Origin of the sequence: Corallococcus llansteffanensis (assembly GCF_003612055.1) — a bacterium.
Taxonomy (GTDB): Bacteria; Myxococcota; Myxococcia; order Myxococcales; family Myxococcaceae; genus Corallococcus; species Corallococcus llansteffanensis.
In genome coordinates, this window is record NZ_RAWB01000024.1 from 1 (window position 1) to 15,140 (window position 15,140).

Annotated in this window: 11 protein-coding genes; 6 read left to right on the top strand and 5 right to left on the bottom strand. The window is 71.0% G+C overall.

Features of this window, described 5'->3' with window-relative positions:
* Positions 1–7,120 (top strand): non-ribosomal peptide synthetase (locus tag D7V93_RS03865; RefSeq protein WP_147451032.1); only part of this gene is annotated, 7,120 nt, incomplete at its 5' end.
* A 42-nt stretch (positions 7,121–7,162) separates the two neighbouring features.
* Here D7V93_RS03865 and D7V93_RS03870 read toward each other — a convergent pair.
* Genes D7V93_RS03870 through D7V93_RS03880 form a run of 3 tightly spaced genes read right to left on the bottom strand, consistent with a single transcriptional unit; the run spans position 7,163 to position 8,384 of the window.
* A complete protein-coding gene (locus D7V93_RS03870) occupies positions 7,163–7,630 on the bottom strand; it encodes an FBP domain-containing protein (protein ID WP_120642067.1) in 468 nt (155 codons plus the stop codon).
* Positions 7,631–7,653: 23 nt separating this feature from the next.
* Positions 7,654–8,151 carry a hypothetical protein gene (locus tag D7V93_RS03875; RefSeq protein ID WP_120642068.1) on the bottom strand — a complete coding sequence of 166 codons (498 nt, stop codon included), beginning with the start codon at positions 8,149–8,151 and terminating at the stop codon, positions 7,654–7,656.
* Positions 8,148–8,384 (bottom strand): DUF2381 family protein, encoded by a 237-nt coding sequence (locus D7V93_RS03880; RefSeq protein ID WP_167509432.1) that lies wholly within the window; start codon positions 8,382–8,384, stop codon positions 8,148–8,150. The genes D7V93_RS03875 and D7V93_RS03880 overlap by 4 nt, the downstream gene beginning before the upstream one ends.
* 292 nt (positions 8,385–8,676) lie before the next feature.
* Here D7V93_RS03880 and D7V93_RS03885 point away from each other — a divergent pair, with 292 nt between their 5' ends.
* Entirely contained in the window at positions 8,677–9,612 is a 936-nt protein-coding gene (locus tag D7V93_RS03885) for a bestrophin family protein (protein WP_120642085.1), read from the top strand.
* Between the two features lie 133 nt (positions 9,613–9,745).
* Here the strand turns inward: D7V93_RS03885 and D7V93_RS03890 are convergent, their stop codons facing one another.
* Entirely contained in the window at positions 9,746–11,407 is a 1,662-nt protein-coding gene (locus D7V93_RS03890; RefSeq protein WP_120642069.1) for a hypothetical protein, read from the bottom strand.
* Between the two features lie 170 nt (positions 11,408–11,577).
* Here D7V93_RS03890 and D7V93_RS03895 point away from each other — a divergent pair, with 170 nt between their 5' ends.
* The 3 genes from D7V93_RS03895 (at position 11,578) to D7V93_RS03905 (ending at position 13,439) form a co-directional block, all read left to right on the top strand.
* Positions 11,578–12,489 (top strand): LysR family transcriptional regulator, encoded by a 912-nt coding sequence (locus tag D7V93_RS03895; RefSeq protein ID WP_120642070.1) that lies wholly within the window; start codon positions 11,578–11,580, stop codon positions 12,487–12,489.
* Between the two features lie 125 nt (positions 12,490–12,614).
* Positions 12,615–12,941: a thioredoxin gene (gene trxA, locus D7V93_RS03900; protein WP_120642071.1), complete on the top strand. Its 327-nt coding sequence runs from the start codon at positions 12,615–12,617 to the stop codon at positions 12,939–12,941.
* A gap of 126 nt (positions 12,942–13,067) precedes the next feature.
* On the top strand, positions 13,068–13,439 hold the full coding sequence (locus tag D7V93_RS03905) for a hypothetical protein (protein WP_147451033.1): 372 nt from the start codon (positions 13,068–13,070) through the stop codon (positions 13,437–13,439).
* Positions 13,440–13,624: 185 nt separating this feature from the next.
* Here D7V93_RS03905 and D7V93_RS03910 read toward each other — a convergent pair whose 3' ends face one another.
* Positions 13,625–13,843 (bottom strand): hypothetical protein, encoded by a 219-nt coding sequence (locus tag D7V93_RS03910; protein WP_120642086.1) that lies wholly within the window; start codon positions 13,841–13,843, stop codon positions 13,625–13,627.
* Positions 13,844–13,887: 44 nt separating this feature from the next.
* Here D7V93_RS03910 and D7V93_RS03915 point away from each other — a divergent pair, with 44 nt between their 5' ends.
* A complete protein-coding gene (locus tag D7V93_RS03915) occupies positions 13,888–15,117 on the top strand; it encodes an FAD-dependent monooxygenase (RefSeq protein WP_120642073.1) in 1,230 nt (409 codons plus the stop codon).
* Positions 15,118–15,140: the final 23 nt, after the last annotated feature.

Consider the following 15,140-nt stretch of genomic DNA (forward strand, 5'->3'; position numbering starts at 1 on the left):
GCCCGTGCCGCGCGACGCCGACCTGCCCCTGTCCTTCGCGCAGCAGCGGCTGTGGCTCATTGATCAGCTCGAGCCCGGCAGCGCCGCCTACAACCTCTTCATGGCCCTGCGGGTCGAGGGCACGCTGGACGTGGCCGCGCTGGAGCAGGCCTTCGCCGCGCTCATCGCGCGGCACGAATCACTGCGCACCGTCTTCGTCTCGCAAGAGGGCGAACCCGTCCAGGTCATCCTCCCCGCGGTGCCCCGCGCACTGGAGCAGGTGGACCTGGGCGCGCTGGCTCCGGACGCCGCCCATGCCGCGCTGGAGCAGGGGCTGCGTGAAGAAGCCCTGCGTCCCTTCGACCTGTCACGAGGGCCGCTGCTGCGCGTCTCGCTGCGGCGCCTGGGCCCCGAAGCGCACGTGCTGTCGCTGAACCTGCACCACATCGTCTCCGACGGCTGGTCCATGGGCGTGCTCGTGCGGGAGCTGACCGCGCTGTACGCGGCGCATGCGTCGGGACAGCAACCCCGGCTGGCGCCCCTGCCCGTCCAGTACGTCGACTTCGCGGCGTGGCAGCGCGCGTGGCTCAAGGACGAGGTCCTGGAGCACATCATGGACTACTGGCGGCAGCAGCTCGCCGGAGTGCCGCCCCTGCTGGAGCTGCCCACCGACAAGCCGCGTCCGAGCGTCCAGTCCTACCGGGGCGCCCAGGTCCCCGTCCGACTGTCGGGAGCGCTGACCGAGTCCCTCCAGGCGCTGAGCCAGCGCGAGGGCGGCACGCTGTTCATGGGCCTGGTGTCCGCCTTCCAGGTGCTGCTCTCCCGCTACGCCGGGCAGGAGGACGTCACCCTCGGCTCGCCCATCGCGGGCCGCACGCGCGAGGAGACGGAGGGCCTCATCGGCTTCTTCGTCAACACGCTGGTGCTGCGCACGCACGTCGACCCGAAGGCCACGTTCCGCGAGCTGCTGGGCACGGTGCGCGCCACCACGCTCGCGGCCTATGAGCACCAGGACGCCCCGTTCGAGAAGCTGGTGGAGGCGTTGCAGCCGCGGCGCAGCCTGAGCCACTCGCCCCTCTTCCAGGTCCTGCTCGCCCTGCAGAACGCACCGCTGCAGCCCGTGACGCTGGCCAGCGGGCCCGGCCGCTCCACGCCGCTGCGGCTGCTGCCCCTGGAGCAGGACTACCAGACGACGCAGTTCGACCTCACCCTGGACCTGGCGCGCACGCCGCAGGGCCTGCACGGAACGCTGGGCTACCGCACGGACCTGTTCGAGCCCGCCACCATCGCGCGGATGGTGGAGCACCTGCGCACGCTCCTGGAGGCCGCGGTGGCCCGCCCGGACACGCGCGTGGGCGAACTGCCCCTGCTGACGGAAGGTGAGCGGAAGCAACTGCTGGTGACGTGGAACCAGACGCAGGCGGAGTACCCGCGCGACTCGACGCTTCCCCAGCTCTTCGAGGCGCAGGCCCGGAAGACGCCCGATGCGGTCGCGGTCATCAGCGGCAAGCAGCGGCTGACGTACCGGGAGGTGGAGGCGAAGGCGAACCAACTGGCGCACCGACTGCGCAAACTGGGCGTGCGGCCCGAGGTCCGCGTGGGCTTGTGCGTGGAGCGCACGGCGGACGTGGTGGTGGGGACGTTGGGCATCCTGAAGGCCGGTGGCGCGTATGTGCCGTTGGATCCGAGCTACCCGAAGGAGCGCCTGGGCTGGCTGCTGGAGGATGCGCGGGGCCCGGCGCTGGTGGCGCACTCGCACCTGCTGGAAGCCCTGCCGACCTTCACCGCGCAGGCGGTGTGCCTGGACCGCGACGAGGCCCTGGCCCACGAATCCACCCTGGCGCTTCCGACGGAAGTACGGCCGGAGAACGTGGCGTATCTCATCTACACGTCGGGCAGCACGGGCCGTCCGAAGGGCGTGGCGGTGACACATCGGAACGCGGTGGCGTTCCTGACGTGGGCGCAGGAGACGTTCGAGGAGGAAGAGACGAAGGCCGTGCTGGCGGCGACGTCGCTCAACTTCGACCTGTCGGTGTTCGAGCTGTTCGCGCCGCTGGTACGCGGCGGCAGCGTCGTGGTGGTGCGCGATGCGCTGCACCTGGCCGAAGAGAAGCTGGACGCCGAAGTCACGCTCATCAACACAGTGCCCTCGGCGATGGCGCAGTTGGTGCGGCTGGGCGCGGTGCCGCCATCGGTGCGAGTGGTGAACCTCGCGGGCGAAGCGCTGCCAGAGACGCTGGCGAAGCAGGTGTACGGCGTCCCCACGGTGCGCAAGCTCTACAACCTCTACGGCCCGTCGGAAGACACGACGTACTCGACGGTGTCGCGGGTGGGGCGAGAGGAGGTGCCGAACATCGGCCGGCCGCTCACCAATACGCGCGCCTATGTCCTGGACGCGTTCCTGCAGCCGGTGCCGGTGGGCGTGGCGGGAGAGCTGTACCTCGCGGGCGAAGGACAGGCGCGCGGCTACCTGCTGAGGCCGGACCTGACGGCGGAGAGGTTCCTGCCGGAAGTGCACGGCCCTTCAGGCAGCCGCATGTACCGCACGGGAGACCGGGTGCGGTACCGGGTGGACGGCGTGCTGGAGTACCTGGGCCGGGTGGACTTCCAGGTGAAGGTGCGAGGCTTCCGCATCGAATTGGGTGAAGTCGAATCCGCCCTGCGCCAGCAGGAGTCCGTGAAGGACGCCGTGGTGGTCGCGAAGGGAGACGGCGCCGACAAGCGCCTCGTCGCGTACGTCGCGGCGAAGGCCGGAGCTACGCTGGAAGCGGAGTCACTGAAGGCAAACCTGCGCCAGCGGCTGCCGGAGTACATGGTGCCCGGGACGGTGGTGGTGCTGGGCGCGCTGCCGCTCAATGCCAACGGCAAGGTGGACCGCAAGGCCCTGCCCGAGCCGGAGGCGCAGCCCTCCGATGACACCTACGAAGCGCCGCGCACGAAGCTGGAAGCGAAGCTCGCGGCCATCTGGGCCGACGTGCTGCGCGTGGCCCGGGTGGGCGTGAAGGATGACTTCTTCGCGCTGGGTGGGCACTCGCTGCTGGCGACACAGGTGGTTTCACGGGTGCGCACGGAGACGGGCGCGGAGCTGCCGCTGCGCGCGCTCTTCGAGTCGCCCACGGTCGCCGCGCTCGCCTCCCGCATCGAAGGCGCCGGGCTCTCCCACGACGACGTGCGGATGCCTCCGCTGGTGCCCGTCCCCCGCGACGGCCCCCTGCCGCTGTCCTTCGCCCAGCAGCGCCTGTGGTTCCTCGACAGGCTCCATCCGGGGAGCCCCTTCTACAACATCCCCGCCGCGGTGCGGCTCGACGGCCCGTTGAACCCCGAGGCCCTGGCCCGAGGTCTCCAGGAGCTCGTCCAGCGCCACGAAGCGCTGCGCACCACCTTCCACACGCGCGAGGACGGCGAGCCCGAGCAGCGGATCCACCCGCATGCGGACGTGCCCCTGGCCCGGGTGGACCTGGGCCACGTGCCGGAGGCGCAGCGGGACGCGGAGGCCCGGCGGCTCGCGCACGAGGAAGCGCTGACGCCCTTCGACCTGGCCGTCGCCCCGCTGATCCGCACCACCCTGCTGCGCCTGTCCGAGCAGCGTCACGTGCTGCTCGTCTCGGTGCACCACATCGTCTCGGACGGCTGGTCCAGTCGCGTCCTCGTCGAGGAGATGGCCGCCCTCTATCTGGCCTTCTCGCGGGGGCTGCCGTCCCCCCTGCCGCCCCTGCCGCTCCAGTACGCGGACTACGCGGCCTGGCAGCGCGACTGGCTGAAGGGAGAGGTGCTGGAGCAGCAGGTGGGGTGGTGGAAGCAGCAGCTTTCGGGCGTGCCCCACGCGCTGGAGCTGCCCACGGACAAGCCCCGTCCTTCCGTGCAGACCTTCCACGGCGCCCAGGTGCCCGTGGTCCTCTCGCACGCGGCCTCCCAGGGCCTCAAGGCGCTCAGCCACCAGGAGGGGGCCACGCCCTTCATGGCCCTGCTCGCCACCTGGCAGGTGCTGCTCTCGCGCTACTCGGGGCAGCAGGAGTTCGCCGTCGGCTCGCCCATCGCGGGCCGCCACCTGGGCGAGCTGGAGGGCATCGTCGGCTTCTTCGTCAACACGCTGGTGCTGCGCGCCCGGGTGGATCGCCGCGCGTCGTTCCTCCAGTTGCTGCGCGAGGTGAAGGAGATGGCGCTGGGGGCGTACACCCACCAGGACCTGCCCTTCGAGCGGCTCGTCGAAGAGCTGCGGCCGGCGCGAGACCCGAGCCGGGGCCCGCTGATCCAGGTGGCCTTCTCCCTGCGGAACGCCTCCCTGCGCGCACCCCGGCGGCAGGAGCTGACGTTGCGTCCCCTGGACGTGGAGGAGGCCACCGTCAAGTTCGAGCTGGAGCTGGGCCTGGCGGAGTCCCCGGAGGGCTACACGGGAGCCCTGAGCTACAACACCGACCTGTTCGAGCCGGACACGGCCGCGCGCATGGCGGAGCACTTCCGCACGCTGGTGGAAGGACTCGTGGCCCGCCCCGAGGCGCCCCTCGGAACCCTGTCCATGCTGACGCAGGCCGAGCGCCAGCGGATGCTGGTGGACTGGAACGCCACCGCCACCGACTACCCGCGTGGCTCCACGATGCCGGAGGTCTTCGCGCAGGTGGTGGCCCGCTTCCCCGACAAGGTCGCCGTCGAGCTCGGGGACTCGCACCTCACCTACCGGCAACTGGACGCACGCGCCAATCAGCTCGCGTGGCACCTGCGCGCGCTGGGCGTGGACACCGACTCGCGCGTGGGCCTCGCGCTGGAGCGCTCCCTGGAGCTCTTCGTCTCGCTCATCGCCATCCTCAAGGCCGGCGCGGCGTACGTGCCGCTGGATCCGGCCTACCCGCGCGAGCGTCTGGCCGCCATGGTCGAGGACGCCACCCCCCGCGTCCTCGTCACCTCGCGCGCGCTGCTGCCGAAGCTGCACCTGCAGGGGCCGCGCGCCGTGGTGCTGGAGGAGCTGTCACTGGACGCCGAGCCCACGCACGCGCCCCCACGGGCCGCCCTGCCCGACAGCCTCGCCTATATCGTCTTCACGTCCGGCTCCACGGGCCGGCCCAAGGGCGTGGGTTCGTCGCATGCCGCCGTGCTGCGCACCCTCTTCGGCAAGGACTTCCGCCTCGGGCCCGAGGAGACGCTGCTGCACATGGCGCCGCTCTCCTTCGACGCGTCCACCTTTGAAATCTGGGGCGCGCTGCTGCACGGCTCGAAGCTGGCGATCTTCCCGCCGCATCCACCGTCGGATCCGCACGAGCTGGAGCAGGTGCTGGTGCGCCACGGAGTGACGACGCTGTGGATCACCGTCGGCCTCTTCACGCAGGTGGTGGACACCCACCTCCCCGCGATGCGCTCCGTGCGCCAGGTGCTCACCGGGGGTGACGTCATCCCCGCGACCCACGTGCGCCGCGTGCTGGAGGAGCTGCGCATCCCCGTGACGGCCGGCTACGGCCCCACGGAGGGCACCGTCTTCGCCACGAGCCACCGCTTCACGTCCGCCGCGCAGGTGGGCAGCGCCGTCCCCCTGGGCCATCCGGTGGGGAACACGCAGGTGTATGTGTTGGATGCCTCCGGGCAACCCGTGCCCTCGGGAGTGACAGGCGAGCTCTACATGGGCGGAGATGGGCTGGCGCGCGGCTATGTCGGTCAGCCCGCGCTCACCGCGGAGCGCTTCCTGCCCAACCCCTTCGCGTCGGAGCCAGGGGCCCGCGTCTACCGCACCGGAGACCTCGGGCGGTGGCGGCACGACGGCGTGCTGGAGTTCCTCGGCCGCGCCGACACCCAGGTGAAGGTGCGCGGCTTCCGCATCGAGCTGGGCGAAATCGAGGCCGCGCTGCGGACCCACGCCGAGGTCCGCGAGGCCCTCGTCCTCGCGCGCGAGGACGTGCCCGGCGACAAGCGCCTCGTGGGCTACGTCGTGGCCCCCGAGCCCTTCGACGCCACGGCCCTCCGCGCGCACCTGAGGACCCGGCTGCCGGAGTTCATGGTGCCCTCCGCCCTCGTGCGCCTGGACGCCATGCCCCTCACCTCCAACTCCAAGATCGACCGCAAGGCGCTGCCGGCGCCCGAGTCCGTGGCCGCCTCCTCGGCCGACGCCTACGTCGCGCCCCGCACGCCCCTGGAGGAGCGGCTCGCACAGGCCTTCGCGCACGTGCTGCGCGTGCCGCGCGTCAGCGTCACCGACAGCTTCTTCGATCTCGGCGGCCACTCGCTGCTGGCCCTGCGGCTGATGGCCGCCATCCGCGAGCAGACCGGCCGCCCGCTTCCCGTCTCCGTCCTCTTCCAGCACTCCACCGTGGAGCGCCTGGCGCGGCTGGCATTGCAGGAGTCCGCCCAGCCCACGCCCAACCTGCTGCGGCTGGACGCGGGCACGTCGCCCCTGCGGCCCCTCTTCCTCGTCCATGGCGGTGGCGGCAGCGTGCTGGGCTACACGGAGCTGGTCCGCCAGCTTGGAAGCCACCGGCCCGTCTACGGCCTGTACGCGTCGGGCCTGGAGGGAGGAGAGCTCCCCCCGGACTCCGTCGAGGCCCTGGCACGCGACTACCTCGCCCAGCTTCGCACCGTGCAGCCCCAGGGGCCGTACCTGCTGGGGGGCTGGTCCCTGGGAGGGCTCATCGCCTTGGAGCTGGCGCGTCAGCTCCAGGCCGTCGGCGAACAGGTGGAGTTGCTGGCGCTCCTGGACTCCACCGTGCCCACGCCCGAGCCCCGCCCCGCGCCCGACACGCTCAGCCTCCTGGGCCTCTTCGCCCGGACGCTCGGCCTGCCCTGGCAGGGCTTGCCCCTGGACCTGGAGCAGCTGCGAAAGCTGGAGGGCCGCGAGCTCCTGGCCACCGTGCTGGAGGTCGCCCGGAACTCCCCCGTGAGCAACGTGGCGCTGGACCTGGACACCGCCGAGCGCCTCTACCGCCTCTACCAGAGGCTCTACGAAGCCCAGCGCGGCTACGTGCCGCACGGTGGCCATTCGGGGCCCGCCCTCCTCGTGCGGGCCGCCGCCAGCACGGGGCAGCAGCCGGACTGGAGCACGTGGCTCACGGGCAAGCTCACCGTGTACGAGGTGCCGGGAGACCACTACTCGATGCTGGTCGAGCCGCACGCCGCCGCGGTGGCGGAGCGGCTCCGCCACCACCTGCGCGAGCTGGGATGAGTGGTTCGTTGAGGGGGGCGGCGGGCTTGAACGCCCGCCGCCTCACGCGTCCGAGCCGGGCTGGAGGCCCAGCGCCTCGCTCGCGAACCGGGCCATCCGTTCAACGAGCCGCTGGGTGGCATCCAGGATGCTTCGACCGGACAGGTTCGCCACGGACTCCAGCCGCTCGCCGCAGCGCAGGTCCATGCAGAGGTTCACGCCCACCCGGCGCTTTGAATCGACCTCCGTGGTGAGCAGGCCAATCTCCGCCTCGGAGGTGCGGCACCAATCACACACCTGGGGCACCAGGCTCTTGTCGCCCTGGTGATCCCGGCGGAAGGCGATGCCCGTGGGCTGCTTGCCTCCGGGTGCGGTGAACAGGAGGAAGACGCGCACCCCGTAGGGGTCCACCCACGCGAAGTAGTCCCGGACGAAGAGGGGGAACTTCGTGCCCTTGGGCAGCTCCACGAACTTGCGGTCCCGCGAACGAAACGCGCGCAGAAACTCTTTCTCTGTCTCGATGCGGAACATGGCGGTCTGCTCAGACGATAACCCTACCGGAACTCATCGACGATGTAGACGCCGGCACGCGGTGAGTCCAGGACAGCGGTTCCCGGCTTGGACTCCGGCAGCTTGCGCAGCTGTCCGAACCCGAGCCGCGCCACCGCGCAGATGGGCACGGTGTCCCCACCCCGCATGCGCTTGGCCGCGTAATAGCGGATGACCGGCTGCGCCCCTCCCGTCCAGACACGCCCATAGAGCCGGGCTGGCGCCTCCAGGGTCCCGATGTCCTCGTCCAGCACGCTCTCGATGGGACAGTCGTAGAGCGTGATGGTGCGAGCGCGGCTCTGGTTCGCATCCAGCTGGACCCAGGCAGCCTCCCCCACGAAGAGCTGCAGATACCGCATGACCTCCAGCGACTTCTCCGGGCACTTCTCTGACAGGGGCGTGCCGTCGGCGCGGAGTCGGACCTCGCCCGGTGTCGTGGCACAGCCCAACGACAATCCCAGCAGGCCTACACACCCCAGGAACGCGCATTCACGGGAATTCATCCGGTCGCTCTTACTTTCCGAGGGCGAAGGAGGAAAGGCACTTCACGTCCGTCGGCCAGGGTCACCATCAGGGAAAATCCCTCGTCCGAGTCCAGCTCCTGACGAGGCTCCAGGATGACCTTCCGACCGACGATGCCCAGGGGCTCGAACCGGCCTTCCCCGCCCACCAGACGCGTCCGTGCCGCATCCACCGCTTGCTCGAAGCGAAGGGTCGTCACCACCTGCCCCTTCACCTAGACGCGTCGAGGCGCGGCGTCGGGATGGTCCGAAAGGAAGAGCGCCCGGATGCCAGGCGGCTCACGGCCCTCCGCCATCGCGGCTCCAGCGAGCAATGCGCTGAGCAACAACCACCTCCCAGGTAGGGACTTCCGCATAGGACCTGGACCATAGCAACCACCCGTCGCCAGTCCAGATGGGACGCCCTTCAACCGGCCGACCTGCTCAGCGTGTCGGCGCGTGACTCCGTGGAACGGGGCGTACGGCACCCTTGCGACCCGAGGCGATTTGAAGCACGAGGTTCCGCTCGTGATCGTCCGTCCCCGCCCTGGCTTCTTCCGGCTCCTCTTCGTCGTGCGCGGCACCATCCTGCCGCGCGTCCTGCCCCACGTGCTGGGCATCGCGGCGCTCGCCTGCCTCGTCGTCCTGACGCTCAAGCAGGGGTATCTGCGGCTCCCGGTCACCTCGCCCGCGCCCCTGTCGCTGCTGGGCATCGCGCTCTCCATCTTCCTCGGGTTCCGGAACAACGCCTGCTACGACCGGTGGTGGGAGGCGCGGAAGCAGTGGGGCGCGCTCATCATCGAGCTGCGCGCGTTCACCCACGCGGCCATCGCGCTGCTGGACGACGGGCGCGCGGAGCTGCCCGTCGCGGGGCGGCAGGCGGCGCGGAGGCTCGTGCACCGCAGCATCGCCTTCGCGCACGCGCTCGCCGCGCACCTGCGTGGCCACGACGCCGGGGAGGACATCTCCCGCTTCGTCGCGGAGCCCGAGCGCCCGCGCGTGCTGGCCAGCGGGAATCGCCCGAACGCCCTCCTGCGCGAGCATCAGGTGGAGCTGGCCGCGCTGCTCCGGGAGGGCCGGCTGACCGACATCACGTGGGGCGCATTGAACGAGCGGGTGCACGCCATGATGAGCGTGTTCACCGCCTGCGAGCGCATCCGCCTCACCCCGCTGCCCTTCGCCTACACCGTGCTCCTGCACCGCACGGCGTACCTCTTCTGCCTGCTGCTGCCCTTCGGACTCGCCGAGGCGATGGGTTGGTTCGCGCCCGTGCTCTCCGCGATGATTGCCTACACCTTCTTCGGACTGGACCTCTTGAGCGACGAGCTGGAGGAGCCCTTCGGGAACGCGCCCAACGACCTGCCCCTGCTCGCCATGGTCCGCACGGCGGAGATCAACCTGCTGGAAGCGCTGGGAGAGCCCCAGCCCGAGCCGCTGCGTCCCCGGGACTTCATCCTCCCGTAAGGTGCCGCACGCCCCCCGTGGAGCTCCTTCAGCCTGCCCTCGCGACGCGTGAGCCGAGGTCGGGCATCGCGCTGCCTCCACGCCCAGGGCCGTGGGGTGGAGGAGACAGCTCAGCGCGATGCCACGATCCGGCTCAGCCGATGATCACACTGCACGCGCACGGCGCCGTCCCGTCACAGGCCCCTCCCTCGGACGTCCCGCAGATGAGGTTCGTGCAGCACGGGCTGTTGGGCGAGCACGCCTGTCCGGCGGCCGAACAGGTCGACCCCGTCTCGCAGGTGCCACTGACGCTCCCGCCCGGGATGCGGCAGCCGAGCCCGGCGCAGCAGTCCGCGGCGGACGTGCAGGTCTGGCCCTGGGGCTGACAGACGCTGGGCGCCGCGCACGTGCCGCTGTTGCAGATGCCGGAGCAGCAGGCCGTCCCCGACGCGCAGCTCTTCCCATTCGCGGCGCAGGTGCCCGCGTCCGCCCCGCCGGTGCCCGCGTCCAGGGTGGCCGTGCCGCCGTCCGGGAAGATGACCGCGGGCCGGCAGGCGTAGGTGAGCTCCGTGACGCGCACGCAGGTGGTGCCGGCGCAGCACTGCGAATCCTGCGGCTGACACTCCGTGCCCACCGGTGCGCACGTCACCGTCTGGCAGGTGAGGCCGCCATTCGCGCCGGGCAGGCAGCGCGCGCCGCCGCAGCACTGGTCGGAGAACTGGCACTCCTGCGCCTGCGCGATGCAGCACGGCGCCTCGCCGGTGTAGCCCGTGGGGCAGCCCGCCGGGCAGTTGTTGTTCGGACAGCCGCCGAAGCAGCGCGGCACGCCGGAGGAGTCCACCTTGCACACGGCCTTCTGACCATCGCAGCAGGCCTCGCGGGCGTTCACGTCGATGATGCCGCCGTCGGGCAACTGGCCGCTGCCGCAGATGTTGCCCACCGGGTTGCAGCCATTCGGCTTGTCACAGCGGCTCGCGCGGCAGTCCACCGCGTTGGACAGCTTCTCCCCGCCGCAGCACGCGCCATCGTTGGTGCAGTAGTCACCCGTGGGACGGCAGCCGCCCACCGGCTGGCACACCGTGGTCCCGAAGCCCAGATCCACGCAGGTGCGCGAGCAGCAGTTGCTGGCGCCCGAGCACGGGTTGCCGTCCTGCAGGCAGTTGCCCGCGCCGCCACCGCTGACCGTCACGCAGCGACCCGGAGTGCCGGTGTTCTCCTGCGAGCACACCCCGCCGCAGCAGTCCGCCCCCTTCATGCAGAGGTCGTCGTTGGCCTGGCACGAATACGCCTGCTTGCAGACGCCCCCCTGGCAGTTGCTGGAGCAGCAGTCCCCCGCGCCGGTGCACGCCTGTCCCGGCACCTTGCAGCTGCTGGTGCCGCTGGGCGGGAGCGTCCCGCACTTGCCGTCCGTGCCGCACACCTTGGTGCAGCACGCCTCCGCGCTGGCGCACGTGCTGCCCACGTCCAGGCACTGGAGCGCGGAGCACTTGCCGTCCAGACAGCTGTTCGTGCAGCACTCGATGCCGCTGGCACAGGCCGCGCCCGCGGCGGTGCACTGCGAGCTCGGGGCCGGACAGACGCCCGTGTCCGAACAGAGGCCCGTACAGCACTGGGCGCCCGAGTCCCGGCTGCACGTCGCGCCTTCGTTGATGCACTGGGAGCCGGGCCCCGCGTCGGGGATGGACACACCCGCATCCGACCCGGCATCCACCGTGGCCGGGGGATTCTCCGGCGGGTTGATGGTCCCACTGCTGCATCCCACGACGCCGAGCGCCACACCCAGGGCCCCCAGCAACAGCCAGCGGTTCGCCTTCATCTGGAACTCCCCTTGCCGGGCCGGCGCTTCCCACCACGTCCACCGGCGGGGCACCGGCCTCCATGCGCCGTGACACGGCACGCGAGCCTGGAAGACCCCGGGCACCGGCCTCCGGCCACGCGGAATCGGTCTTCTCGCTCCCACCCTCGCCCCAGGCATAGGCTTGCCCCGTGGCCTCGAGTCCCCCGCTGCTGGATGACATGCTCCTCTTCGCGGAGGTGGTGACGACGGGCGGCATCACGTCCGCGGCGGAGCGCCTGGGCCTGCGCAAGTCCACGGTGAGCCGGCGGCTCTCCGCCCTGGAGGAGCGGCTGGGGATCCGGCTGCTCGAGCGCAACACGCGGCGGCTGCGCCTCACCGAGGCCGGCCGCGAGTACCACGCCCACTGCGCGCGGCTCGTCGCCGAGGCCCGCGAGGTGAACGCGACGCTGAGCGAGTCGCGCGGCACGCCCCAGGGAACGCTGCGCATCGCGACCCTGTCCCTGCTCGGTGAGCTGCTCACGCCCGTCATCGCCGAGCTCCTCCTGCGCCAGCCCCGGCTGCGCGTGGAGGTGTCGCTCGCACAGACGCACGTGGACCTCGTCGCGGAGGAGTACGACCTGGCGCTGCGCACCGGGCCGCTCGCGGACTCGTCGCTGGTGGCACGCAGGCTGGGGCGGGTGCGCACGGGCTGCTATGCGAGCCCCGCCTACTTGAGCCGCCACGGCACGCCCCAGTCGCCCGAGGAGCTGCAGGCGCACGAGTGCGTCCTCCTGGCAGAGCCCGGCTCCGACGAGGTGTGGTTCTTCGGTGAGGGCAAAGCCGCGCGCATCGTGCCGGTGACCGGGCGCCTGCGCGTGCCGAGCGTTCGCGCGGGGCAGGCGGCGGCGCGCGCGGGGCTGGGCATCGTGCGACTGCCGGCCTCGCTCGTGGCGGATGACGTGCGCGCGGGACTGCTGGTCCCCGTGCTCGCGTCCGTCACGCCCCCGGGCCTGCCGCTCTTCGCCGTCTACCCGAGCAGCCGGCAGCTGCCCCTCAAGGTGCGCGCCTTCCTGGACCTGCTGTCCGAGCGCGGCGAGTCACTGCCGTGGGAGGAAGGCTAGGGGCTCCTGGCGGAACAATGCGTTTCGCGCGGGGCCCTCGTCCCAGTGCGGGCCCGCGATTACATCCCTCCCGTGAACCCAGGGCGCGGCCCGGTGTGACGGGCGGCCTTCACGGAGGATGGAACATGGCCGGGAATGTCATTGAATTGGGAGACGCGGAGTTCCAGCGCGAAGTGCTGGAGTCGTCCGAGCCGGTGCTCGTGGACTTCACGGCCACGTGGTGCCCGCCGTGCAGGGTCATCGCGCCGGTCATCGAATCACTGGCATCCGAGTACAAGGGCCGGATGAAGATGGCCAAGCTCAACGTCGACGACCACCCGGTGACGCCGGAGCAGTACGGCATCCGCGCGATGCCCACGCTGCTGTTCTTCAAGGGCGGCAAGGTGGTGAAACAGATTGTCGGCGCGGTGCCGAAGGCGAAGCTCGACGAGGTCGTGCGCCAGGTGCTCTGAGGGTCTCCACCTGACGCGCCGGGTCAGGTTTGCGGTGTATCAATCCCGTCTTGTATAAGGCCCGGCCGCTCGGGGCCTGGGTTGAGGTGTCCCCCCGGGCGCCCCTTCCACGGAGAGAAGCTTCAGATGAAGAACCTGCGAATGCTCGTGTGTCTTGTTGGCGGTGCCACGCTGTTTGGCATGGGGTGCGGTGGAGAGCCCCTGGAGACGCCGGGAGAGCTGGAGCAGCAGCCCACGTCGGAGGAGTCCTCGTCCGAGCCGGGCCGGGTCCAGCAGCAGACGGTCTACTCCGTGTGCTGGTCCGAGCTCGGTGTCTACGAGGGGCCGTCCACGGGCACCTCCCTCACGGGCCTGCTGAAGTACGGCAACCACTTCAATACGGACAGCTCGGTGTTCTGGTCGAACGGCGAGTACTGGGTCCGTGGCGGCCTCTACTGCTACCCGCCCTACAACTGCTACGGCGGCTACGGCTACGTCCGCTGGGGCGGGCTCTGCTAGGCCCCGTCTGACGGTTCCGCGGGTGCTGCCGGTCGAGGCACCCGGCACACGGCATGGCCAAGGACGACGTCCCCGTCGACGGTGCTCGTCGGCGTGGGCGCCCACCCGGCGGCGAGCCGGGCGTCCAGGAGTTCATCGGCGGTAGGTAGATGGTCCCACACGGAGACCGCGCTCACGCCGCCCAGTCAGGTGGTGTCGAAGACGAGGTACCGCTCGTCCTCCCACGGCACCACCACGTCATGGGTGAACTCGTCCTGGACGACCACCGCCGCCACGTCGCGCGGCGGCACGTGGGCGAATCCCCAGCGCACCACGTCCTGGAGCAGGGTGAGCGGCGCAAGCTCCCGCTCCAGCACGGTGCGCTGCGCGAGCGGCAGTCCGGAGTGGTCGGTCAGGGGCACCATGCCCACAACATACCTTCGGCCGGGAGTCGGGTAGAAGGGCCGCCATGAAGGCCCCTCGCATCGTCATCGCCGGCGGTGGACCCGCAGGAATGGTCCTCGCCTACCAGCTCGTCTCGAACGGCGTTCCGGTCCGCGTCCTGGAACGCCACCCCGACTTCGAGCGCGAGTTCCGCGGCGAGCTCCTGCAGGCGTCGGTCGTCGAAGCGCTCAAGCAGGCAGGCCTCTTCTCCGTGCTGCTCGAACGCGGGCTCGCATTGCCAGACATCGAGCGACGCATGTACGTGGGCAAGCACCGCACGGTCCGAGTGCCCGGTCCCCAGGAGCGGGGGGCCGTGGTGTCACAGCCCGGGATGCTCGCGCTGCTACACGAGCTGTGCTCACGCCATCCCCACTACCAGCTGGACTTCGGCACCACCGTGCTCGACGCCGTCCAGGAAGACGGGCGCGTCGTCGCGATGAAGACCCGTCATGACGGAGTGGAGGGCCGCGTCGACGGGGACCTCTTCATCGTCTGCAACGGGCGCAACAGCCACCTGCGCAGGTCCTGCGGCCTGGAGACCGAGTCGTTCGAGACGACCGCCGACGCGCTCTGGCTGCGCTTCGACCTCTCCGATGCGCCGGAGACGCTGCCCGAATCGCTCCAGGTCCACATGTTCGGCAAGGGGCTCGTCGTCGTCTTCCAGCCTTCCACCAACCACCGGCTGCACCTGGCCTACAGCGAGCCGGGTGACCTCAACCGGCTGCGCAAGGACCTCCCGGAGCTGCGGCGCCGGCTGCTGCCCACGCTGCCGGAGCCACTCCGGCCCCACGTGGAGCGCAAGCTCGACGAGCAGACGGAATGGCAGGTGCTGAAGATCATCGTCGACCGCGTGCGCCGCTGGCACGCGCCGGGCGTGCTCTTCCTCGGAGACGCGGCGCACACGATGTCGCCGTCCGGCGGACAGGGTTTGAACCTCGCGATCCGCGACACGTTCGTGGCCGCCAACCACCTGCTGGACGCACTCCAGGCGGAGCGCCCGCTGGACGCGGCGGTCTTCGAGCGGATCCAGGAGGAGCGCCAGCCCGAAGTCGACCGCGTCCAGGCAGGACAGACGCGCGCGGGGCAGATGGTGCTCAAGCCGCTCGGCGTGCTGCACTTGATGTTCACCATCCTGGGCGTGGTGATGAAGCTCGCGGGCAAGAAGATGCAGGGCGCGGGGGGCGTGCCTGCCGTGGAGCCGCGCTACCTCGCCCCGCTCGCGCGCAGTGACGCTCCCGCGAGTTCCGGCGGGTAGCGGCAGGAGCCTCGCCCGGGGTG